25 protein-coding genes are annotated in these 22,971 nt (G+C 27.6%); all 25 read right to left on the reverse strand.

Features of this window, described 5'->3' with window-relative positions:
* Positions 1 to 6: 6 nt before the first annotated feature.
* The 25 genes from hemE to APAC_RS08820 all read right to left on the reverse strand — a co-directional run bounded on the left by hemE (position 7) and on the right by APAC_RS08820 (position 22,970).
* Complete coding sequence (hemE, locus tag APAC_RS08700; protein WP_130233734.1) at positions 7 to 1,044, reverse strand: uroporphyrinogen decarboxylase; 1,038 nt, start codon at positions 1,042 to 1,044, stop codon at positions 7 to 9.
* Entirely contained in the window at positions 1,044 to 1,577 is a 534-nt protein-coding gene (locus APAC_RS08705) for a YqhA family protein (protein WP_188353759.1), read from the reverse strand. The genes hemE and APAC_RS08705 overlap by 1 nt, the downstream gene beginning before the upstream one ends.
* Complete coding sequence (locus APAC_RS08710) at positions 1,577 to 2,614, reverse strand: aspartate-semialdehyde dehydrogenase (protein WP_130233735.1); 1,038 nt, start codon at positions 2,612 to 2,614, stop codon at positions 1,577 to 1,579. The genes APAC_RS08705 and APAC_RS08710 overlap by 1 nt, the downstream gene beginning before the upstream one ends.
* A 3-nt stretch (positions 2,615 to 2,617) precedes the next feature.
* A complete protein-coding gene (gene gyrA, locus APAC_RS08715) occupies positions 2,618 to 5,233 on the reverse strand; it encodes a DNA gyrase subunit A (protein WP_130233736.1) in 2,616 nt (871 codons plus the stop codon).
* Between the two features lie 142 nt (positions 5,234 to 5,375).
* Positions 5,376 to 5,591 (reverse strand): HP1242/YdcH family protein, encoded by a 216-nt coding sequence (locus tag APAC_RS08720; RefSeq protein ID WP_130233737.1) that lies wholly within the window; start codon positions 5,589 to 5,591, stop codon positions 5,376 to 5,378.
* A 65-nt stretch (positions 5,592 to 5,656) separates the two neighbouring features.
* Positions 5,657 to 6,838: a bifunctional glutamate N-acetyltransferase/amino-acid acetyltransferase ArgJ gene (gene argJ, locus APAC_RS08725; RefSeq protein WP_130233738.1), complete on the reverse strand. Its 1,182-nt coding sequence runs from the start codon at positions 6,836 to 6,838 to the stop codon at positions 5,657 to 5,659.
* A gap of 1 nt (position 6,839) precedes the next feature.
* Complete coding sequence (locus APAC_RS08730) at positions 6,840 to 7,967, reverse strand: potassium channel family protein (protein WP_130233739.1); 1,128 nt, start codon at positions 7,965 to 7,967, stop codon at positions 6,840 to 6,842.
* A gap of 25 nt (positions 7,968 to 7,992) precedes the next feature.
* Positions 7,993 to 8,181 carry a 50S ribosomal protein L28 gene (rpmB, locus tag APAC_RS08735; protein ID WP_130233740.1) on the reverse strand — a complete coding sequence of 63 codons (189 nt, stop codon included), beginning with the start codon at positions 8,179 to 8,181 and terminating at the stop codon, positions 7,993 to 7,995.
* A 60-nt stretch (positions 8,182 to 8,241) separates the two neighbouring features.
* Positions 8,242 to 9,108, reverse strand: coding sequence for a glycosyltransferase family 4 protein (locus tag APAC_RS08740; RefSeq protein WP_130233741.1), 867 nt, complete (start codon positions 9,106 to 9,108; stop codon positions 8,242 to 8,244).
* An 11-nt stretch (positions 9,109 to 9,119) separates the two neighbouring features.
* Positions 9,120 to 10,031: a hypothetical protein gene (locus tag APAC_RS08745; RefSeq protein WP_130233742.1), complete on the reverse strand. Its 912-nt coding sequence runs from the start codon at positions 10,029 to 10,031 to the stop codon at positions 9,120 to 9,122.
* A gap of 1 nt (position 10,032) precedes the next feature.
* On the reverse strand, positions 10,033 to 10,818 hold the full coding sequence (locus tag APAC_RS08750; RefSeq protein ID WP_130233743.1) for a glycosyltransferase: 786 nt from the start codon (positions 10,816 to 10,818) through the stop codon (positions 10,033 to 10,035).
* Between the two features lie 30 nt (positions 10,819 to 10,848).
* A complete protein-coding gene (locus APAC_RS08755) occupies positions 10,849 to 11,703 on the reverse strand; it encodes a glycosyltransferase family 2 protein (protein WP_130233744.1) in 855 nt (284 codons plus the stop codon).
* Positions 11,693 to 12,517, reverse strand: coding sequence for a glycosyltransferase family 2 protein (locus APAC_RS08760; RefSeq protein WP_130233745.1), 825 nt, complete (start codon positions 12,515 to 12,517; stop codon positions 11,693 to 11,695). Before APAC_RS08760 ends, APAC_RS08755 begins: the two co-directional genes overlap by 11 nt.
* Positions 12,510 to 13,610 carry a DegT/DnrJ/EryC1/StrS family aminotransferase gene (locus APAC_RS08765; RefSeq protein ID WP_130233746.1) on the reverse strand — a complete coding sequence of 367 codons (1,101 nt, stop codon included), beginning with the start codon at positions 13,608 to 13,610 and terminating at the stop codon, positions 12,510 to 12,512. Before APAC_RS08765 ends, APAC_RS08760 begins: the two co-directional genes overlap by 8 nt.
* Positions 13,610 to 14,548 (reverse strand): GNAT family N-acetyltransferase, encoded by a 939-nt coding sequence (locus APAC_RS08770; RefSeq protein ID WP_130233747.1) that lies wholly within the window; start codon positions 14,546 to 14,548, stop codon positions 13,610 to 13,612. Before APAC_RS08770 ends, APAC_RS08765 begins: the two co-directional genes overlap by 1 nt.
* Entirely contained in the window at positions 14,549 to 15,469 is a 921-nt protein-coding gene (locus APAC_RS08775; protein WP_130233748.1) for a glycoside hydrolase family protein, read from the reverse strand.
* Positions 15,469 to 16,149: an acetyltransferase gene (locus APAC_RS08780; protein WP_130233749.1), complete on the reverse strand. Its 681-nt coding sequence runs from the start codon at positions 16,147 to 16,149 to the stop codon at positions 15,469 to 15,471. Before APAC_RS08780 ends, APAC_RS08775 begins: the two co-directional genes overlap by 1 nt.
* Entirely contained in the window at positions 16,136 to 16,546 is a 411-nt protein-coding gene (locus tag APAC_RS08785) for a sugar 3,4-ketoisomerase (protein ID WP_130233750.1), read from the reverse strand. The genes APAC_RS08780 and APAC_RS08785 overlap by 14 nt, the downstream gene beginning before the upstream one ends.
* Positions 16,543 to 17,586: a dTDP-glucose 4,6-dehydratase gene (gene rfbB / locus APAC_RS08790; RefSeq protein WP_130233751.1), complete on the reverse strand. Its 1,044-nt coding sequence runs from the start codon at positions 17,584 to 17,586 to the stop codon at positions 16,543 to 16,545. Before rfbB ends, APAC_RS08785 begins: the two co-directional genes overlap by 4 nt.
* Positions 17,587 to 18,453 (reverse strand): dTDP-4-dehydrorhamnose reductase, encoded by an 867-nt coding sequence (rfbD, locus tag APAC_RS08795; protein ID WP_130233752.1) that lies wholly within the window; start codon positions 18,451 to 18,453, stop codon positions 17,587 to 17,589. It abuts the gene before it with no gap.
* On the reverse strand, positions 18,446 to 19,030 hold the full coding sequence (rfbC, locus tag APAC_RS08800; protein ID WP_130233753.1) for a dTDP-4-dehydrorhamnose 3,5-epimerase: 585 nt from the start codon (positions 19,028 to 19,030) through the stop codon (positions 18,446 to 18,448). The genes rfbD and rfbC overlap by 8 nt, the downstream gene beginning before the upstream one ends.
* A gap of 2 nt (positions 19,031 to 19,032) precedes the next feature.
* On the reverse strand, positions 19,033 to 19,926 hold the full coding sequence (rfbA, locus tag APAC_RS08805; RefSeq protein WP_130233754.1) for a glucose-1-phosphate thymidylyltransferase RfbA: 894 nt from the start codon (positions 19,924 to 19,926) through the stop codon (positions 19,033 to 19,035).
* The gene (locus APAC_RS08810; protein WP_130233755.1) at positions 19,923 to 20,894 is read right to left on the reverse strand and encodes a glycosyltransferase; all 972 of its coding nucleotides are present in this window, start codon (positions 20,892 to 20,894) and stop codon (positions 19,923 to 19,925) included. Before APAC_RS08810 ends, rfbA begins: the two co-directional genes overlap by 4 nt.
* On the reverse strand, positions 20,891 to 21,883 hold the full coding sequence (locus tag APAC_RS08815; protein WP_130233756.1) for a glycosyltransferase family protein: 993 nt from the start codon (positions 21,881 to 21,883) through the stop codon (positions 20,891 to 20,893). Before APAC_RS08815 ends, APAC_RS08810 begins: the two co-directional genes overlap by 4 nt.
* A gap of 1 nt (position 21,884) precedes the next feature.
* Entirely contained in the window at positions 21,885 to 22,970 is a 1,086-nt protein-coding gene (locus APAC_RS08820; RefSeq protein ID WP_130233757.1) for a glycosyltransferase family 4 protein, read from the reverse strand.
* Position 22,971: the final 1 nt, after the last annotated feature.

A 22,971-nucleotide genomic window follows, 5' to 3' on the forward strand; every position in this document is an offset into this window, starting at 1 on the left:
ACTCTACTATTTTTTAGAAACTCTTTGACACTCTTTTACAAAGTGAATTGCATTTTCAACTGGAACATCAGGTAAAATTCCATGACCTAAGTTAAAAATATGACCTTCACCTTGCATTATATTTTGAATTGCTTCTACACACTCTGTAGTTCGCTCTTTTGAGTAAAGTCTTGTTGGTTCCATATTACCTTGAAGAACATATCTATCACCTAGCTTTTCTTTAGCTAATGCCATTGGTGTTCCCCAATCAACTCCAAATACATCAAAGTTTCCGTAAACTAAACCTCTTTCAATAAATGCAGCAACTCCTTTAGGGAACATAATTACTGGAATATGAGGATATTTTTCTTTAATAAACTCTGCAATTTCAACCATGTATTTCCAAGAAAACTCATCATATTTACCTGGTTCAATTGCAGCTGCCCATGAGTCAAAAATTTGAACAACATCAGCACCTGCTTGAATTTGTTTTTCCATATAAAACTTAACTACATCAGTTACTTTTCTTAAAATATTATGTAAAAGTTCAGGGTTAGAATACATCATTTTTTTACAAACATTATATGTTTTAGTCCCCTGGCCTTCAATCATATAAGTTGCTAGTGTCCAAGGAGCTCCTGTAAATCCAATTAATGCTTTATCTTCAGGAAGTTGTTGTTTTAATAACTTGATTGTTTCATAAACATAAGTTAATTTATTAGCAGCCTCTTCTCCTCCTAATAAATTATCTAATTCTTCTTGTGACTTTAAAGGATCTTTAAATACTGGTCCTTCACCTTTAATAAACTCTAAATGCATACCCATTTCATTTGGAATAACTAAAATATCACTAAATAAAATAGCTGCATCAACTCCAACTATATCAAGAGGTTGAATAGTTACTTCAGCTGCCATCTCAGGATTATGGCAAAGGTTTAAAAAATTACCAGCTTTTGCTCTAACTTCCATATATTCAGGTAAATATCTACCAGCTTGTCTCATCATCCATACAGGAGTATAAGGAGTCTCTTTTCTAAAACATGCATCTACAAATATTTTTGACATTAGTGTCCTTCTTTCTTATATTCTTTTTTACCAACTTTACCTAAGAAGTAAAGTCCTATTGAAAGTACCATTATAGATATTGCAAAATATAGCATCTCTAAAGCACCATCATATTTAGTATGAAGTACTCTTTGGAAAAAACCAACTACAAGTACCATAACAACAACCTTTGCAATTTTATCTTTTAATTGGTCAAGAGAAGTTATTGCTAATATATTTTGTTCTTTATTTGAATCTTCAGCTACATCAATTTTAGAAATAAACAATTCATATAAACCAAAAGCGAATATTAACATTACCACAGCAATTAAATAAATATCTACTGCACCTATTATTTTACTAACTATTACTTCATGAAAATCTTTTGGATGTAATCCATTTGAATATACATTAACTACATAAGTTAAAACTTCAAAAATATCAACTGAACCAACTATAAAAAGAATCATTGAACCTATTAGTCCAAAAATGACTGCAAGGAGAATTAACATCCTTGTTCGCCACATAGCTCCTTCAAAAAGCTTTTCAATCATTAAATGTCATTCTCCATTTCAATCCATTTAAGACCAATTCTAACTGCATTTGTAGCAGCTCCTACTCTAACTTGGTCTGCAACATTGAAATAATGTAATACATTTGGAGCATAAACATCTCTTCTAATTCTTCCAACATAAGTAATATCAGTATCAGTTGATACAATTGGCATTGGATAAGCATTATTTGCTAAATCATCAATTACTTCCACATCATCAAATGCAGCTAATGCATCTCTTGCAGCATCAACATCAACTTCTACACCATCTTCAAAAGTTACAGTAATAGATTCTGAATGTGATCTTAGAACTGGAACTCTAACACAAGTTGCAGCTACTTGAAGCTCTTTGTGCATAATTTTTTGAGTCTCTAAAACCATTTTCATTTCTTCTTTAGTAAATCCATTTGGTTGAGCTACATCAATTTGAGGAATTACATTTAGAGCAATTTGGTGTGCAAATGCTTTGATTTCTGTTTCATCTAATTTAAATGCGAAAAAGTCTTGCATTTGTTTTACAAGCTCTTCCATACCAGTTTTACCAGCACCACTTACTGCTTGGTAAGTTGATACATCAACTCTTTTAATTCCATATAAATCATCTAATGGTTTTAAAGATAATACCATTTGAATTGTTGAACAGTTAGGATTTGCAATAATTCCTGTTTCTCTCCAATTTACAATATCTTCAGGATTTACTTCTGGAACTACTAATGGAACATTTGGATCCATTCTAAAGTGACTTGTATTGTCAATTACAACAGCACCTGCTTCCACTGCAAATTTTGCAAACTTTTCAGAAACTGAACCACCTGCACTAAAAAATGCAATTTCTACATCATTTTCTTCAAAACATGTTTCTGTCAACTCTTTTACAGTGTACTCTTTATTTTTAAATTCAATTGTTGAACCCGCACTTCTAGAACTTGCTAGTGGTACTAAATTATTGATAGGAAAATCATACTCAGCTAAAACTCTAAATAACTCTTCACCAACGGCACCAGTAGCCCCAACAACTGCAACATTAAATTTTCTCATTTATTACTCTTCCTCGTCTTTATTTTCTTCTAAATTATCTATTAATGATGGTGTATCATTTTCTTTCTTAACTTCATTAGAAGGGGTTGTAGATTCACCACTTTCTAAATCAATAGACTCGATAATTTCACCATCTTCGTTATATCTAATAACATTTCCATTTTCATCAACTTCAATCTCTTCATCCTCTTTTGGACATTTTGCAATTGAAACAACTTTATCATCTTTATCAACATTTACAATAATAACTCCAGAAGTATTTCTTCCAGCTTTTCTAATTGTATTCATATCAACTCTAATCATTTTTCCAATAGAAGTTAATAGCATTAAGTCTTGTGTATCATCAACTAAAACTTCTCCAATAACATTTCCAGTTTTTCCAGAAAGTTTCATAGAAATTACACCTGAACCTGCTCTATTTGTACATCTATACTCTTCTACTTGAGTTCTTTTTCCAATACCTTTTTCAGATACTGTTAATAACTCTTGTTCTTCATTTGTAATAGCATCTGCATCAACTACGAAGTCAGTATCGTGTTTGAACTTAATACCTCTAACACCTCTTGTAGATCTTCCTTGTTCTCTTGTTTTGTCAACTTCGAATCTAATACATTGACCAAGACTTGTGAAAATCATTAAGAACTGTGTTTCAACATCTGTAATCTTAGCTGTAACAATTTCATCTAAATCATCAAGAACAATTGCTCTTACACCATTACTTCTAATGTTACTAAACTCTGATAAATTAGTTCTTTTTACAATACCATTTCTAGTAAAGAATGCTAAAGATTTAGACTCATCAAAATCAGGTGTTGGAATAATTGCCATGATCTTTTCTTCAGGTCTTAAATTAATTAAATTAACAACTGCTTTACCTTTAGCCGTTCTAGATCCTTCAGGGATTCTGTAAACTTTTAACCAATATAATTGACCCATATTTGTAATAAACATTAATGTGTCATGGGTATTAGATACAAAGAATTTTTCAATAAAGTCATCATCATGTGTAGTAACAGCTACTTTACCTTTACCACCTCTTCTTTGTTTTTCATAAGATTTAATTGGAACTCTTTTTACATATCCATTATGAGTAATAGTTACTACCATTGGTTCATTTGGAATTAAATCTTCAATATCAATTTCATCATACGAATCTTCAATTTCAGTTCTTCTATTAGTTGAGAATCTATCTTTAATGTCAGTTAATTCTTCTCTAATAATTTCATTTAATTTTTCTTCAGATTTTAAAATAGCTTCAAGTTCTGCAATTAAGGCTAGTAACTCTTGATATTCAGCTTCTAATTTTTCTATATTAAGACCTGTTAATCTTCCAAGTCTCATATCTAAAATAGCTTGAGCTTGAATAATAGATAAATCAAATCTACTCATTAAGCTATCTTTAGCCTCTTGGTCATTAGAAGAAGCTCTAATAATTTTAACTACTTCATCAATATTATCAACTGCAATTTTTAAACCTTCTAAGATATGTGCTCTTGCTTTTGCTTTTTCTAAATCAAAAATAGTTCTTCTAATAATTACTGTTTTTCTATGCGATAAGAAAACATTTAAAAGTTGTGGTAATGTAAATACTTTTGGTTCTTTGTTATGCACTGCAAGTAAAATAATACCAAATGTAGTTTCCATAGGAGTTGATTTATAAAGATTGTTTAAAACAATCTCACTCATTGCATCTTTTTTAAGCTCAATTACAACTCTAATACCTTCTCTATCAGACTCATCTCTAACTTCTGAAATACCTTCAATTTGCTTATCTTTTGCCAGATTTGCAATTAACTCAATAAGTCTTGATTTATTAACTTGGTATGGTAGTTCATCTAAAACGATAATCTCTTTTTTACCTCTAGTTTCAATGTGGTGTTTAGCTCTAATTCTAACTCTTCCACGTCCAGTATTATATGCATCAATAATACCACGTCTACCAAAGATAGTACCACCTATTGGGAAATCTGGACCTTGGATAAATTCCATTAATTCATCAGCTGTAGCACTTGGATTATCAATTACATGTAAAACAGCATCTAATAACTCACTTAAGTTATGAGGAGGAATTTTTGTAGCCATACCAACTGCAATACCTTCACTTCCATTTAATAAAAGTGTTGGAACTCTTGTTGGAAGAACAGCAGGTTCTTTCATAGTATCATCATAGTTAGCAACAAAATTTACAGTATCTTTATCAATATCTCTTAAAACTTCTTCAGAAATCTTAGTCATTCTAGCTTCTGTATATCTCATCGCGGCAGCATTATCACCATCAATAGAACCGAAGTTTCCTTGACCGTCAACAAGTGGTGCTCTCATAGAGAAGTCTTGTGCCATTCTTACTAATGCATCATAAACAGATGTATCTCCATGAGGGTGATATTTACCAATAACATCTCCAACAATTCTTGCAGATTTTTTATATGCAGATTTTGAAGAGATATTTAAATCATGCATAGCATAAAGAATTCTTCTGTGAACTGGTTTTAGTCCATCTTTAGCATCAGGTAGTGCTCTACCGATGATTACACTCATAGAATAATCTAAATACGAAGCTTTAACCGAGTCTTCAATATTAATGTCAATAATATCTTGATTTTCGAAAAGGTTTTCCATAAAAAAAGGCCTTTGGTTATAAAATTAAGATATTTTATCTAAAAAGCCCTTAGTATAACTTATAACAGTTTTAATTACATAAAAAAAGGGGCTAAAAGTTGAACTTTTAGCCCCTTTTTAAACTATTGAGAAAGTATAAAAATTATTTACTATTTTTGTACTTTATAATTGCATCATAAACTTCATCTTTTAATTTAAGTTTCTCTTTTTTTAATGACTCTATTTCAAACTGATCAGCATGTTTTTTCTCTAACTCAACAATTTGATCATCTAATGCATTATGCTTATCAAATAATTTGTGAAAATGCGCGTCTTTTTGTTTTAATTCTGAAATTAAATCTCTATATTCATGAAACATAGTCGTATCCTTTTATTTATATTGTAAAATTATTATACAAATTTAGTACTTAATAATTTTTAAATTTACGTTCTATAATCTGCATTAATTTCTACATATTTGTAACCTAAATCACAACCATAAGCTGTAAATTTTCCTTCTCCTAAACCAATATCACAAGTAATTTTATATTTATCATTTTGTAAAACTTTTCCAGCTTTTTCCTCAACTTCAGGAGTAAAACATAATTCACCCTTGTTATAAACAATAACATCATTATATGAAATAACAAGTTTTTCTTCATCACTTGCAATTTTACTAGCACCTATTGTTGAAGCGATTCTTCCAAAGTTTGGATCTTCACCAAACAGTGCAGTTTTAACTAGTAGTGAGTTTGATAAAGCTTTTGCAGCAATTTGAGCATCTTCATCACTTAAAGCATTAATAACTTCAAACGCAGCTACTTTTTTTGCACCCTCACCATCAGCTACCATTAACATTGCCATATCATGCATAACTAATCTTAATGCTTCAAAGAATGCATCTTTATCATACGCATTTGATTTTCCATTTGCAAGTAACATAACTGTGTCATTTGTTGAAGTATCACCATCAACTGAAATAGCGTTAAATGTTGAATCACTATTAACTTCTAAAGCCTCTTTCATATCTTGAGAAGAAACTTTTGCATCAGTACAAATAAAACAAAGCATCGTTGCTAAGTTTGGATTAATCATCCCTGCACCTTTAGCAACAGCACCTATTTTAAAAGAGCTTCCGTCTTCAAGCTTTACTTCATACATACATGTTTTAGGATACGCATCAGTTGTCATAATAGCTTTTGACAGTTCTTCTCCATTTTTTGCATTTAAATCAAAGCTTTTTGCACCATTTATTAATTTTTCCAATGGTAGTGGATTTCCAATAACTCCAGTACTACTCATAATAGGGTTTATTAAATCAAAGTCTAAAGATGAAAAAAGAGTATCAATATCTTGAATACCTTTTTTACCTGTTAATGCATTTGCATTTTTTGAATTAATAAGTACAAAATTTGTTTGAAAATTTTTTTCATAGTTTTGAAAATGTTTTAAAGGTGCTGCTTGAAATCTGTTTTCTGTGAAGATAGCTTGAACATTACAGGCTTCTTTTGTGTAAATAAACCCTAAATCATTATTTCCATTTGGTTTTAAACCTGCATGAATTCCATCACAATAAAATCCATCAATTTGGTCAATAAAACCTTTAATAGGTAAAATAGTAAACATATTATAATTCCTCTGGTTGTTTAGTTAAATTTATCATTCTTTTTGCTCTTGAAATACCCTTTTGAGAACCAACTAAAAGTAATTTACAATTAGCATTTATTTGAGTTGTACCTTTTGGCATTTGAACAAATTTTCCTTTATGTTCAGTTATTCCAATAATTGATACTTTTAATCTATCCCTTAAGTGTAAATCTTTTATTTCTCTATTTACAACCCAAGACTCTTCATTTACATAAATCTCTTCCATATCAATTGGTGTATCTTTTTTATACAAAAACTCATCTAGAACATTTTCCATATCTGGTCTAATCGCCATTGCACTAACTCTTTTTGCCATAAGAGATGGTGTTGCAACTACTTTATCAGCACCAAGTTTCATAAGTCTAATTTTTTCATTTTGCGTTTCTGCATTTGAAATGATTAAAAATGGGTTTCTTCCAAGCTCTTTTTCATAAAGTCTAACTGATGCAATTAATGTAATATTATCTGAAATGTCTTTTGATAGTGTTATTGCACCCCTTGCTGAACTTAAATGTGATTTTAAGAAAGCTACCTCTTTATATGGTTCTTCTTTGACAAAATAAGGATAATTGTTCTCTTTTGCTATTTCTTCTATATCTTCACTTGGGTCAACAACCACAAATGGAATATGATTAGCCCTAAATTGTTTAGCTAATTGAGCTGTATATTCATTATGATAACAAATAACAAAATGTCTTCTTAATCTAGCAATTCTATATAACATTCTTCTTTCCTTAAGTAATTCCAATAAAGAACCATTAGCAATAACATCAATTACAATACCCACAGAAAATGTAAGTACAGCAAATCCCATAAGCATCAGTGTTACAGTAAATACAATACCTTGGTTACTAAAATTGGCTTCATTTAAAGCACCAAATCCAGTAGTTGTAAATGTATAAGCTGATTGAAAAATTGCATGCATAATTGAATAATCTTCAATATATACATAACCTAATGTTCCAATTAACATTATTGCTTGTATTAAAATTAAGGGTAATCTAAAGGGTTTTAATTGAGAATATATTTCAGTATTTAAATCGTATTCTGGTTTGACTGTTCTAATTTCCCAGCCAAGAGCTTTTTTAAGTTTTGTGAAGAAGCTCACGAAAGCACTCTTCTAGCGCTTTCTATTATGAGTCTTTTTTAAGAGTTCTTAACTCTTTAGCAGAAATTTTAATTCTTTGAGTTGTTCCATCTTCTAAAGTAACTTTAACTGTTCTTAAGTTTGGTAAAAATCTCTTTTTTGTTCTGTTTTTTGCGTGACTTACGTTGTTACCAACCATAGGTCCTTTTCCTGATATTGCACATCTTCTTGACATTGTCTTTCCTTAATAGTGAAAAATATTCGCGTATTGTATCTTTTTAATCTTAAGTTAAATTTAAATATTAGCGATTATCTCATTTAATCTTTTTAAATTGTTCTCTAAACTGTATTCTAATGCTTTTTTTCTATTCTCTTTTTTTATTAATTTTAAATCATCTTTATTTGATAATAAAGCATCAACTTTAAAAGCCATTGACCTATCATCTGGTTCATCCATAGTTGCAAAAATATCTACTAATTCATTAGAATCATTAAGTGATGTTACAAATACAGCACATTTACAAAACATTGCTTTTAGTACATTTGTTGCAAAATTTGGTATATGAGATGGTAATATAAAAATGTCACTTGCTAAAAAAAGTTTATCAATATCTGCATAATCTTCTAGTAAAGTTATATGTTCAAAAAGATTTATCTTTGACATTTTAAATTTTAATGTAGTAATTTCCCTTTTATCTCCAGCAATTAACACATGAAAATTATCATTTCCTAAACTTGCAACTATTTGGATAAACTCTTTTATACCTGCTTTTTCAAAGTTTTTTGAAGTAAATAATATAAGTCTTTTTTTAGAATCAATATTTAATTCTTCACAAAGATTCTTTTTAATAGTTTTAGGTTTGTCATATAACAAATCAATACTTGGATAAACTACATGAACTTTTGACGCATCAATATTTGTTTGAAGTATTACTTTGTGTTTTAAGTTTTGAGAATTTACTATAGTTGCTTTTGCATTTTTAATATTTTCAATTGAATCTTTATCAATATTTCCACTGTGAAAATATATATCTGCAAAATTTTTATTTGAAGTAAAAAGTTTAGAAAAAAGTGATTTTTTTTCTAATTCTTTTATATTTTCTTGATTTAATAAACTACTAATTAAATTTGTTTTTGTTTTGAATGAGATAGTGAAAGACAAATTAGATACCTTTAATTCTTTATTTGACTATTATAAGCATGGTGAGTTTTTCTCCAACTATCATCAAATCTATTATGTGTGAATAAACCATCACAAATACCCACTTTAAAGTTTTGATTTCTCCACCACTTTGAGTTTAAAGGTTTTTCTAAATCTTGAAATCCATTTGCTGTTCGTTTTGTTGGATTAGCATATGCATAATTTAATAGTTCACCATAAAAAGTTTTTTTTAGAAGTACACTTTGATTTGTCCAATTCATAATTTCTGAACTTACCGAATATATTTCTTCTCCAATTTTTTCTACATATTTTGGAAAAACCTTTTGAGGTTCTTTTTCAAAGTATAAACCATAACCTGCAATTCTTAAAGCTTTTGATGGTCTAAATAAATTATTAAAGAACCTAACTAAAGAAGATACACCTTTTAAATCTAAATCACTTTTTATATATTTTTCATGTAATTTAGTAATATTAAAACAAGTTAAATATTTTTCTAAACTAAACCCTTCTCCAAATTGCCATCGATGTCTTAATCTCATTACATCAATTTTATTTTCTTCTAGTAACTTAATTGAATTTTCTAAAGTCATTTCAGTGATTCTTCTGCTTTCAATAATTGGATTATCATTTTCAAGAACTAATATATAATCTGTATTTAAATTCTCATGAATTAATCTATGTCCTTCTTGAATTCCCAAGTTTTTTTCTGTTCCTACATAATCATATCCATATTTCTCTGCTAATTTTTTATCATCCTCTGATATCTCTTGAAATATGATTTTAACATCATCAAATAAATCTTTAAAGCCAATTTTTTCATAACTTTGTAAACTTTTTTCTAATGTTTTATGCGATTTCCAACTTAAAATTCCAACACCTAAAGAAACACCTAATTTATTTGATAATTTATCATTACTTTTCATATTAATACCAGTAATCTTTTATCCAAGGAGTTGGTTTACACACTTTATATAATTTTTTCCAATTTTGACCTTCTTTAATATACCAAAAACCTTTTATTGCATCTTCTGGCTTAGGGTATCCATGAAAATTTATAACTTTTAGGTTTGGCATATTTTTAGGTATACTAGGTGTAATAAAGTGCCTTAATGGTCCGAATTTAGCCATACAATGGAATCTAAATGAACAGAACCAATCCTCTGGCCAAAAATTCAATTTACCATATTTTTCTATTACCTTACTTGATAAATACTCTTGTGAAGCATTATAAAATTTATCTACTACTTCTTTAGGATTTTTTTCATAATATTCTTTTATATAACCTAAAGTTCCAACTTCCCATGAATAACATGTTGCTTGACCAACAGTTTCACCTTTTGTATTCCAATCATTTATAATATAAAACTTATCTTCTTTTGGATAAGAGAATAAATCATCTAAACTAGAAACAATTACAACGTCTAAATCAAAGAAAAATACCCTTTCTCCATTTAAGTTTCCTAAGTTATCATCACATAAACCTGCTTCTTTTTCATAGGCATACTTACGTCTATATCCTTCAATAGTATCTAATATAGGTAAAGGCTTTACGATTATGTCTTCATTTAAGCCTTCTGTGTCTTCTGTAAAACAATAAAAGTCTATATTATAAGAACTATTTCTCTTTACCATATTATGTAATTTATTTACATCATCAGCACTATAAACTGTTCCCCACTTAATACAAATTACATTTTTACTTTTATTCATTTTTTACCTTTTGAAAATTAAATTAAAATTTTATCTAAATTTTACTTTTAGATATTTATAGAAATATTTAACAAAATACATTAATTGAAAACTTCTAATTGCTCGTTGAAAAGCTTTTTTGTATATTTTTGATATAGCTTTTTTTCTCTTTTTTTCATCATCAATATTTTTATTATAAATTTTTACAATTTCTTCGTAATAAAAACTAAGTAAATTTTTACTTCCACTTAAATTATTTTCATGCCATCTATAAAAGGTATGTATCTTATTTAAATATCCTACTTCATATTTTTTTGTTAATCTAAGCCAGAAATCTGTATCTTCAAACTTTAAACTTGGGTCATAGTAACCTATTTTACCATACACTTCCGTTCTATAAAGATGAGATGTAGTATTAATTCCACCTTTACCCTCATATATTGAATCAAATAAGAAACCTGTATTTTTTTTAGTTGAATAATCTAAAATATCTTTTTTATTATCATCATTATCGACTACTTGAGAATTAGAATGCACTAATGCATAGTGAGGATGAGATTCTAAAAAAAATACTTGTTCTTCAATTTTATTTAAAAACCAATAATCATCAGACCCCACAAAAGATATATACTTACCATTTGCTTGTTGTGCAATCTCATTTAAAGTATTGCACATACCTTTATTTGGTCTTGTGTAAATTTTATAGTTTTTATTAAAATCTTGTGATTCTAAATAATCTTTTGCTACTTGAAAAGAGTCATCCTGAGAACCATCATCAATTACAATTAATTCAATATTTTTATATGTTTGCTTCACAATTGATTCTAAACATTTAACTATGTAATTTTCGTGATTATATAATGCAACACCAACTGTTACTAGGTTATTTTGTTTTTTAGTTTCCATTTTTTAATCTTTTAACTTTTCTTTTTAGTTTTCTAGCTTTATTCCATAATCTAAGTCTGTCTTTTAAAGAAAATTTATTTCCATGTTTTTCAATGGTCTTAATACATGATTCTGAAAACTTAATTGCTGCATCTTTATTTTTAATAGTGTTATTTTCATGTAGTCTGTAAGCTGCAACTTTTTCATCAAAAAACAATATTGCATTTTTAGAAATAGTTCTTACTGCATAATCCCAATCTTCAAGATAAATTTCAGGATCATAATAACCAATTTTATCATAAATTCTTTTATTTACCATATATACAGGACCAACAACAGACCAATTGTAAAGAATTTCTTTTTTTAAAGTTTTATCTGAAAAGTAATTTTCTTTTTTTCCACTATGTAATTGAAAATTTGCACTATCAAAAATTTTATTATCATCATCATCAACTACTATTGCATCTGCAATCAACATTAATTTAGAAGGATTATTTTCTAATATTTTTACTCTTTCAGAAATTGTATTATTTATCAAATAATCATCACTTGAAAATTGAATTATGTATTTACCTTTACTTAAAGAAATCAATTCATTTAACGTTATCCTAACACCTTTATTTTCCCTATATTTATATATAACATTAATTTCTTTTTTATTTTTTTCTATCCATTTTAAAACAATTTCATGTGAATTATCATTTGATCCATCATTAATTATTAAAACTTCTTTTTGTTTATATTTATCTTTTTTTATCGATTCTAAAGTATTTTCAATAAATTTTTCATGATTATAAAGAGGAATAAGAATACTAACTAATGGTAATTCACTCATAATTATTTATTACCTCCACTAATTTTTCAGTTTGTTCTAAGTTTTGAACTCCACTTATTGGCAAACTTAAAACTTCTTTGTGTATTTGCTCAGAAACTAAATATTTATCATTACACCATTCTTTATATGCATCTTGTTTATGTGGTGCTATTGGATAATGAATTAAAGTTTGAATATTATTATCTAATAAATATTTTTGTAATTCATCTCTTTTATCAGTTCTTATCACAAATAAATGCCATACATGATTATCATCTTTCCTAACATTTGGAAGAATTAATTTATCATTTTTTATATTATTAAGATAATAATTTGCTATTTCTCTTCTTTTCTCTATTTCATTATCTAAATATCTAAGCTTTACATTAAGCATTGCTGATTGTATTTCATCTAATCTACTATTTACACCTTTATAAAGATTTTCATATTTTTTATGACTTCCATAATTACCAAGTGCTCTAATAATATCTGATAATTCTTCATCATTAGTAGTTACTGCTCCACCATCACCTAATGCTCCTAGATTTTTTCCAGGATAAAAACTAAATCCACTAGCATCTCCTAAGTTACCAGCTCTCTTATCTTTATAATACGCACCATGAGCCTGTGCAGAATCTTCTATAACTTTTAAATTATATTTTTTAGCTATTTCATTTATTTTATCCATATCGCAAGTTTGACCATAAAGATGAACTGGCATAATAGCTTTTGTTTTTGAAGTGATTTTTTCCTCAATTTTATTTGAGTCAATTAAATAAGTATTTAAATCTGGTTCTACTAAAACTGGTACTAAATCATTTTGAGAAATTGCCAGAATTGAAGCTATATAAGTATTTGAAGGAACTATTACTTCATCACCATTGTTTATAAATCCTAATTCTTTATATGCTCGTAAAATTAAAATTAATGCATCTAGTCCATTTGCAACGCCAACTGCATATTTTGTTCCACAATATTGAGCAAACTCTTTTTCAAATTCATTACATTCATTCCCTTGAACATACCAACCACTATCAATTACTTTTGTACATGCTTCAATTAGTTCATTACGGTACTGAGCATTCAAACTTTTTAAATCCAAGAATGGAATCATTACTTTATCTCCAATTCATAAAAATCATGTACTACAGCTCTCGCCCCAAAGCCTTCTTTTTGAGCAATTAGCCCTGTATTTAGATATCTACCTACATCTTCATTCGATATTCCAAAATCAAAGTATTTTTTATTTTTACAAATATCTTTTATTAAATAATCAATCAATAAATCCAAAGCACCTAATTCTCTTCCTTCTTCACTATTAGCTAAATATTGAGTGTGTACAATATTTTGATTTTCATAAATTAAAGCTCCAGAAACGATTCTTTCATCTTTTTTAGCTAAAAAAAGTTTAATATTTTTAGAAAATAAATTAGCTAATTTTTCTATCTCTTCTAGTGAATGTACTGGTTTTGCTTCATGATTTACTTCTAAAACACCAGTTAGGAGCTTCCAAAAAGCTTCATAATCGTTTGATTCAAAAGTTTCTATAGATTCTTTTTTTGCTTTGTTTATAGTCCACTTTCTACCTTTTGAATACCTAACTTGTTCAGTTAAATCTATAGTTGAAGTAACATCTCTTCGTATTAATTTTGCATCATTTCTAAATAAAGCGTATCTATCTTCTTCAGATGGTTTTATATGGTAAATATATGGAATACACTTATAAACAATTTTTTCTATATTTTGTTCTTTTAAAAATAGTTTTAATGATTCAAAAATCTCTAACATAGTTTCTGTTTTCATTTTATCATCAACTAAAAAACCACCAAAGGTTAATCCTTGATGGGAATGCATAATATTTTCTTTTATATTTGCTGGCAATAATGCTATTAATTTATCTGTTTCATCAAATACCATAAGTGAAAAATCATCAAATCTATCACTATGATACTCCATATAATCTCTTTGAAAAAAGAAATGACTATTTTTAGAATTTCTTATAAATTCATTCCAAATATTTTTATGTTCTAGTGTGTATTTAACTATTCTCATTTATTCCTCAATTAACTCTGCATAACCGAAACCATCTTGTCCCATATTATTCCCATTATAAAACATATAAGTTTTATTTTTAGTATGTACTATTGATGGATAACTTAGATGAATAGAATCCCATCCCTCTTTAGATAATTCAATCCCTAAATCTTTATCATCTCTTTTCCAATTTACACCATCAGATGAGATAGCTTGTCCTGCAATATATCTTCCGTCAGTTGTTCCATAAGTAAAATTCATAATATATGAGTTATTATTTTTATATGTTCTTGGTCTGCCTATTCTATATTCTAAATTATTTTTATCATTTTCTATACATTTAATTCCACTTTCTTTGAAATTAATTCCATCATTTGATTCTATATAATTTATATCATATTGAGGAAAATCAACTCCATTTATATTTTCCCACCCATTACCTGTTGCATACCAAAATTTAAACTTGTTATCTTCGTAAATAACAGAATGAATTGCTCTAATATATAAAGCTTCATTTTCTCTATCCATAATTGGAGTATTTTTATATCTTTTAAATGTTTCTCCATTATCACTACTGATTGCTAAACCCGTGTAAGCTAAAAATTTAGATTTATTAACTAATTGAAATCCAACATAATACATATATATTTTATCCTCAACTCGAATTAAATCTCCTAATATTACACCATTATCATCAAACATTCCATCTTTACCAATATCTAAAACAGGCTTATTAGAAACCTTTAAAATATTTGAAGGTTTTTTAGCATCTAAATCAACATATCCAATTCTTCCAACACCTTTAGTATCTCTAAAACTTGCATAAACTCGTATAGTATTTTCATTTAATAAAAATGCTGTAGGAGTCAATGCCGAATTATGTTTCCAACTATTATCTTTAGGTGGAGTATAAACTAACCCTTTTTTTTGCCACTTCATTAATCTTCCTTAATTCTAAATAATCTATGAGTATTTACTTTTGATAATTCTGTTTGAGTTGTTTGATATAGTCCTTTTTCTACTGTATCTTTTTGTATTAAAGCTCCGGCACCTATAAAGGTATCCTTTGCAATTTTTACATTATTTTCAATAGTACAATTAACACCTAAAAAAGAGTTCTCTCCAATTTCACAAAATCCAGATATAACACAATGAGAAGAAATAAAACAGTTATCTCTAACATATGTATTATGTCCTATATGATTACCACTCCATAAAGTTACATTATTTCCAATTTTTACAAAAGGTTGAAGTGTATTATCCTCAAATATAAAACAATTTTCTCCTATTTCTACATTTCTCCATACAAAAGCTTTTGAACTAATATAACTTGCACACTTATATCCTTTTTCTTTTGCTTCATTGTAAATTTTTGTTCTATTTCTATTTAATTTACCAGAACTTATAGCTACATAAACTTCATATTCACTTGGATCATATTTTTCTTCTAAATTCTCAAATGGAACTATTGGTAAGCTATTTATAGTAGATTCACTAATATAATGAGAATTTACACTAAATGCTACTACCTCATAATTTGAATCAAACTGGAAATACTCATAAGCAATTAAGCCTGTTTCACCACTTCCAATAATAACTAATTTTTTAGTTTTTCCCATTTTCAACCTCTTTTAGAAACTTATCATAATCTCTTATATAATCACTTTCATCATAATGTTCACTTGCTAAAACAACTAATACACAATCTGAACTAAAATCTTTCATCTCTCTCCAAATAAGACCTTCTATAAAAAGACCTTTATTTGGATTTTCAAGTTTAATTTCTTCTCTATTTTCACCACTATCTAAAACAAATGTACAACTACCTTTTACCACTATTGCAATTTGTTTAAGATTTATATGAGCATGAAATCCTCTTTCTACATCTTTTTTAGTATCAAAGATATAATAAACTCTTTTTATTTCAAATGGCGCATTATAACCTTCTTCAATTGCAATAAGTGAACCTCTTTCATCACCTAATGTTTTAAAATCTACTAACTTATAACTTGTCATTTAGAAAACCCATATTTATTCAAATACCACTGAATAGTCTTAACAATACCAGTGTCAAAGTTCTCATCAGCTTTCCAACCAAGCTTAGTTTCTAACTTAGTTGCATCAATTGCATATCTTCTATCATGTCCTGCTCTATCTTCTACAAATGTAATTAAATCCTTATATGAAGTAGAATCTTCTTTTGGAACCTCTTTATCTAAGATTTCACAAATTCTATTTACAATCTGCAAATTTGTTCTTTCATTTCTCCCACCAATATTATATGTCTCACCTTTTAATCCAGCATGATAAACTAAATCAATTCCTTTACAGTGATCTAATACATATAACCAATCTCTTATATTCTTTCCATCTCCATATATTGGAATTGGATTATTATTTAGAGCATTTCTAATAATTGTTGGAATTAATTTTTCATCATGTTGTTTTGGTCCATAGTTATTTGAGCAGTTTGTAATAACACAGTTCATTCCAAATGTTTCTACATAAGATCTAATAATCATATCACTAGAAGCTTTAGAAGCAGAGTATGGAGAGTTTGGAGCATAAGGTGTAGTTTCAGTAAAAAGGTCATTTGGATCATCACTTAGTGTTCCATATACTTCATCAGTTGAAATATGATGGAATCTACAGTTTTGGTATTCATCTTTATACTCAAATGGTTTATTCATCCAGTATTTTTTTGCTACATCAACTAATGTATATGTACCATTTACATTTGTTTGTACAAATACTCCTGGGTTTTTAATAGAGTTATCTACATGAGATTCAGCTGCAAAGTGAATTACACCTCTGATATCATATTCTTGAAATATAAATTCAATTAACTCTCTATTACAAATATCACCTTTGATAAATTTATGTCTAGGGTGTTTTTCTACTTCTTTTAGATTTTCTAAATCACCTGCATAAGTTAAAAGGTCTAAATTAACTACATTGTAGTTTTCATATTTTTCTAAAAAGTATGGCACAAAGTTTGCACCTATAAATCCAGCACATCCTGTTACTAGTATTGTTTTATAATTATTATTGAACATCTATTTTCTTTCTCCTAATCTTTTTAAACAATCATCTAATCCATCTTTCCAATAAGGAACTTCAATATCAAACTCTTTTTTTATTTTTGCTTTATTTAGTAGTGAGTAATGAGGTCTTATAGCTGGAGTTGGGTATTGATAAGTTTCAATTGGATTAATCTTACAATCAATCTTAGCCATCTTCATAATCTCTTTTGCAAAATCATACCAAGATAGTACACCTTCATTTGAATAATTATAAATTTCTACTTTAGAATTTTCTATTTTAGGTAATATCTCTAAAATAGTATATGCTAAATGTGCGGCATAAGTAGGAGATCCAACCTGATCAAATATTACACCTAAAGACTCTTTTTCTTTTCCTAGTCTTAACATTGTTTTTACAAAGTTATTTCCATAGAAACTATAAACCCAAGAAGTTCTAACAATAATAGAATTTAATGGATTTATATTTATCATCTCAGTTTCACCATCAAGTTTTGTTTTACCGTAAACTCCTTGTGGATTTGTTTGATACTCTTCACAATATGGTTTGAAGTTTCTTCCATCAAATACATAATCAGTAGAGATATGAATTAATTTAATATTTTTTTCTTTTGAAATCTTTGCTAATTTTTTAACTGCTTTATGATTTATCTTATCAGCATTCTCAATATCATCTTCAGCCTTATCAACTGCAGTATATGCTGCACAGTTGATAATTACATTAATAGAGTTTTTTTCACAAAAAGATTTAATATTTTCTTTATCTGTAATATCAATATCATCTCTTGTAGTAAAAAAGAAGTTATACTCATAATTTGAACTAAGTTCTTTTAATTCACTTCCTAGTTGACCATTTGATCCTGTTACTAAAATATTAAGCATAATAGTTTACTCCAAACTCAAATATTTCTTTATCATCAGTAATATTAAATAGTTTTGGTTGTTTTGTATCTTTATTTGATAGTTTTAATTCAGCGTGTTCTAATTGCCAATTAATTCCTAATTTCTCATCATTAAAAGCAATTCCTCTATCACATTCTGGAGAATAGTAAGAATCCACTTTATAAGCAAATACGGTATCTTCTTCTAAAACTACAAAACCATGAGCAAATCCCCTTGGAACTAATAGTTGTCTTTTATTCTCATCACTTAATTCAACTGCTACGTGTTTACCAAATGTAGGAGAGTTTTTTCTAATATCCACTGCTACATCTAAAACTCTTCCAGAAATTACTCTAACAAGTTTTGTTTGAGCATGTGGTGGTAATTGATAGTGAAGTCCTCTTAAAACACCTTTTGAAGATTTTGATTCATTATCTTGGCAGAAGTTAATTTTATATCCAAGAAATTCTTCAAGTTTATCTGCTCTAAATGTTTCTACAAAGTAACCTCTATTATCACCGTGAACAGTTGGTTCAATAATAACTACATCAGGAATTTCAGTTCTAATAAAATTCATATTTATCTACCCATTCCTCTTGGTTGGTTTGCTCTTTTAATTAAGTATTGTCCATATTGATTTTTCTTTAATGGTTCTGCTAATTCTAAAAGTTTTTCTTTTGAGATATATCCCATTTCATAAGCTATTTCTTCTAAACAAGCTATTTTAAGACCTTGTCTATGTTCAATTGTTTGAATAAAATTAGATGCTTCTAACATACTTTCATGAGTTCCAGTATCAAGCCAAGCATAACCTCTTCCCATAAGTTCTACTTTTAATCTTTCTTCATGTAGGTACATTTCATTTAGAGTTGTGATTTCTAATTCACCTCTTTCACTTGGTTTTACTTCTTTTGCTTTTTTAACTACATCATTAGGGTAAAAGTATAATCCTACAACGGCATAATTTGATTTTGGGTTTTCTGGTTTTTCTTCTATAGAAGTTACATTACCATTTTCATCAAATCCAGCAACACCATATCTATGTGGGTCATTTACATAGTATCCAAATACAGTTGCTTTATTTTCATCTTTTATATTTTTAATTGAGTTTGAAAGAAGTTGAGTTAAGCCATGGCCATAGAAAATATTATCACCTAAAACAAGGCAAGCATCATCACCATCTAAGAATTCTTCACCTAAAATAAATGCTTGAGCTAATCCATCTGGGCTTGGTTGGATTACATATTCTAATTTTAGTCCATAATCACTTCCATCACCTAAAAGGTTTTTAAAGCTTTGTTGATCATCAGGGGTTGTGATAATAAGTATTTCATTTATACCTGAAAGCATTAGTACTGATAGTGGGTAATAAATCATAGGTTTATCATAAATTGGAGTTAATTGTTTTGATATACCTTTTGTGATTGGGTATAGTCTTGTTCCACTTCCCCCTGCTAGTATTATTCCTTTCATCTTCTCTCCTTCTGTACTTTTTCTATAAAATTTTCTAAATCAATTTGAGCTTGGTTATAAATCTTTTCAAATCTATTAAAACCATTTTTAGCGACTTCATAAATTTTTTCTTTATTATTAACTAATTCACTTAAAGAGTTGGCTAATGACTCTGGAGTATTTTCACAAGTTACCATATCTTCATTTGTATAGAATTCACTTAGAACATCACTTTTCATAGTTACTGTACATTTTTTACAAGCTGTTGACTGATAAACTTTATTAGGAATAACACTTTTTGCCTTTTGACTATCACCAAATATACCTAGAACAATATCATATTCTCTTATTAAATTTGCTAATTCATCCTCTGCCATAAACTCACCATTCATAGTTACATTTGATAAGTTTAATTCCTCATATAAAGTATGCATTTGATTAAAAATTTGACCTTTTCCTACAATTCTTGCTTCAAAATCAATATTTTCTTTTTCCATAATTGAAAATGCATTTAGTATAACATCAATACCATGAAGTGGGATAAAAGAGCCATAAAATAGTATTTTGATTTTTTTACTAGTAATTTCATTTTTTGAAGGGAAATAGATACCTCTATCAGCTAAGACAGGAAATACTAAATGTTTACCATGAAATTTTCCAAACAGTTTTTCCCAGTATTTAAAATGTGCCATTGTATCACTCAATAAATATTTGGAAAACCTAAAATTAAACCAATCTTGAAAATATTTCCACCACGCTCTAGGATTTTTTTTAGAAATTTTTTTTCTATCATAAACATAGGTATCATAATTTGATATAAAAAAGTCATTTATGATTCTTTCTCTTTTGAAAAAGTTTTTAAAAAATTGATTTTTTGAAAAAGGCATTAAAAAATAAACATCATTCTTAGTCTCTATATTTCCACAAATTTTTTTTATAATATTAAATCTTGAATAATCTTTATTATGTCTAAATAAATATTTTATCATCTGTACCACTCATATTTAGAAAGTTTATTATCATCTTCATTTAAAATATCAATAATATATGATGAAACATTTTTAGTATTAAATAGGTCGTGTACTCTTTTATGTAACCACTTTGATTTTGAAATTCTTTCTTCTTCATTCTCTAAATAGTAAAAAACTTTTTCTTTAAGTTCATTCTCATCTTTATAGTAATCAAGTTTATCTTCAAAAAAATCTTCACCATCAATAATAGTTCTACTTAAACAAAAAGAACCATTCCCTAATATATGCATTAATCTATCTGAAGTATACCATTTGTTTATTTTATATATATCTCTACTATGATTTAATACTATTTTAGAATCACATATCAGATCAAAATATTCATTACCAATAATTGTATTTTCTGGATTTTGTCCAATATATTTAACATTTAATTCAGAAAAGTTCATTTCCATAAAAGAGATTAACTTTTTTCTCTCATTATCTTTTCTACCAGAAAAAAGTAAATCAAATTTTTGTTTATGTTCATAAGCAATATTAGCTTCAATACTTTTATGAACTGGGTTAGGGAGGAAAAAAGACTCACTATTAATCTGCTTTAAATCATCTATTATCTTGCCAGCACCAGTGATAAAAACTTTATCAAATAAATGTCCAACTTTCTTAAATAAAGTATCAATAATCATATCGTTATACCAAAAAATCATTTTAATATTACGTTTTTTTAAGTCGTAAAATAAATCCTCTTCTATAAGCTCAGCATGACCAAAAATTACTAAATCAGGTTTAATTTCATCTATTAACTTTTTAAATAATTGATTCATTTTTTTTTGACCATTCTTTTTATTTTTAAATAAAGAATAATATCTTGAAGAATCTCTATAATCAAAATTATGCACAAAATGTCCATTTTCAATAAAACCCATTGAAATTTTAACAGGATTAGAATATAAAGAACCTCCTGTCTTTGTAAATAAATTAAATGGAGCACAATGAATTATTTTCATATTAAATAACCTTTCTATAAACTTCTAATGTTTTATTTAACATATTATCTAAAGAAAAGTTCTCAGAAATATATTTATATCCATCGAATTTTAAATCTTCAGCTTCTAATATATTTTCTGACAACTCTTTTTCATCACCAATTTCAAAGAAAAAACCATTAATATTCTCTTTAATAATATCTTTAACTCCACCATGATTAGTTGCAATTACTGGAGTGTTTAAAGCTATTGCTTCTGCAACTGATCTTCCAAAACTTTCTGGTTTTTTAGAACTACTAACAATTACATTACTTAATGCATATATTTCAGCAATTTTACTTTGACTTCCTGTAAAGATAATATTATCATTTAGATTTAATTCTTTAACTAAACTCTTTAATGAATTAAAATAATCTTGCTTATCTTCTCTAACTCCACCAACTATTAAACCAATAACATTTTCTTTTTGTTTTTTGATTAAAGATATTGATTTTATAAATGTTTCATAATCTTTCAGCTGAGTTACTCTTCCTACACTTGTTACTATAAATTTATTTCTTAATTTATTTTCTAAAACAAAATCATCAATAAACTTATTATCAACATATTGAGGATTAAAAACATCTAAATCTATTCCTCTAGTAATAACTGTTATTTTAGATTCATTTGTATGATAATTCTTTTGAATATACTCTTTGATACTATTACTTACGCAAATAACTGAATCAGATTTTTGCATAATTGAGCTGTAAAATCCAACACTATTAAATCCATGTACGGTACTAACTACTTTAAATCCCAATGATTTATTGGCTAAATAAACTAACCAAGCAGGAACTCTACTTCTAACATGAATAATATCAGGATTAATATCTTTTAATATTTTTTTTAGTTTATTTACTCTAGAAAAAACTGTAAGAATATTTTTACTACATACATCAAGTTTAATATGTTTTCCACCATCTTTTTCTATAGTATTCTCAAATTTACCACCTGCACTAATTACAAAAGAATTTAATCCTTTTTTTGTAAATTCTCGGCTAAGTTCAACAACACCTCGTTCAACTCCACCTTCATTAAGTTCAGGAAGTAACTGTACAACTGTCATT

This window comes from Malaciobacter pacificus, from assembly GCF_004214795.1.
GTDB classification, from domain to species: Bacteria; Campylobacterota; Campylobacteria; order Campylobacterales; family Arcobacteraceae; genus Malaciobacter_A; species Malaciobacter_A pacificus.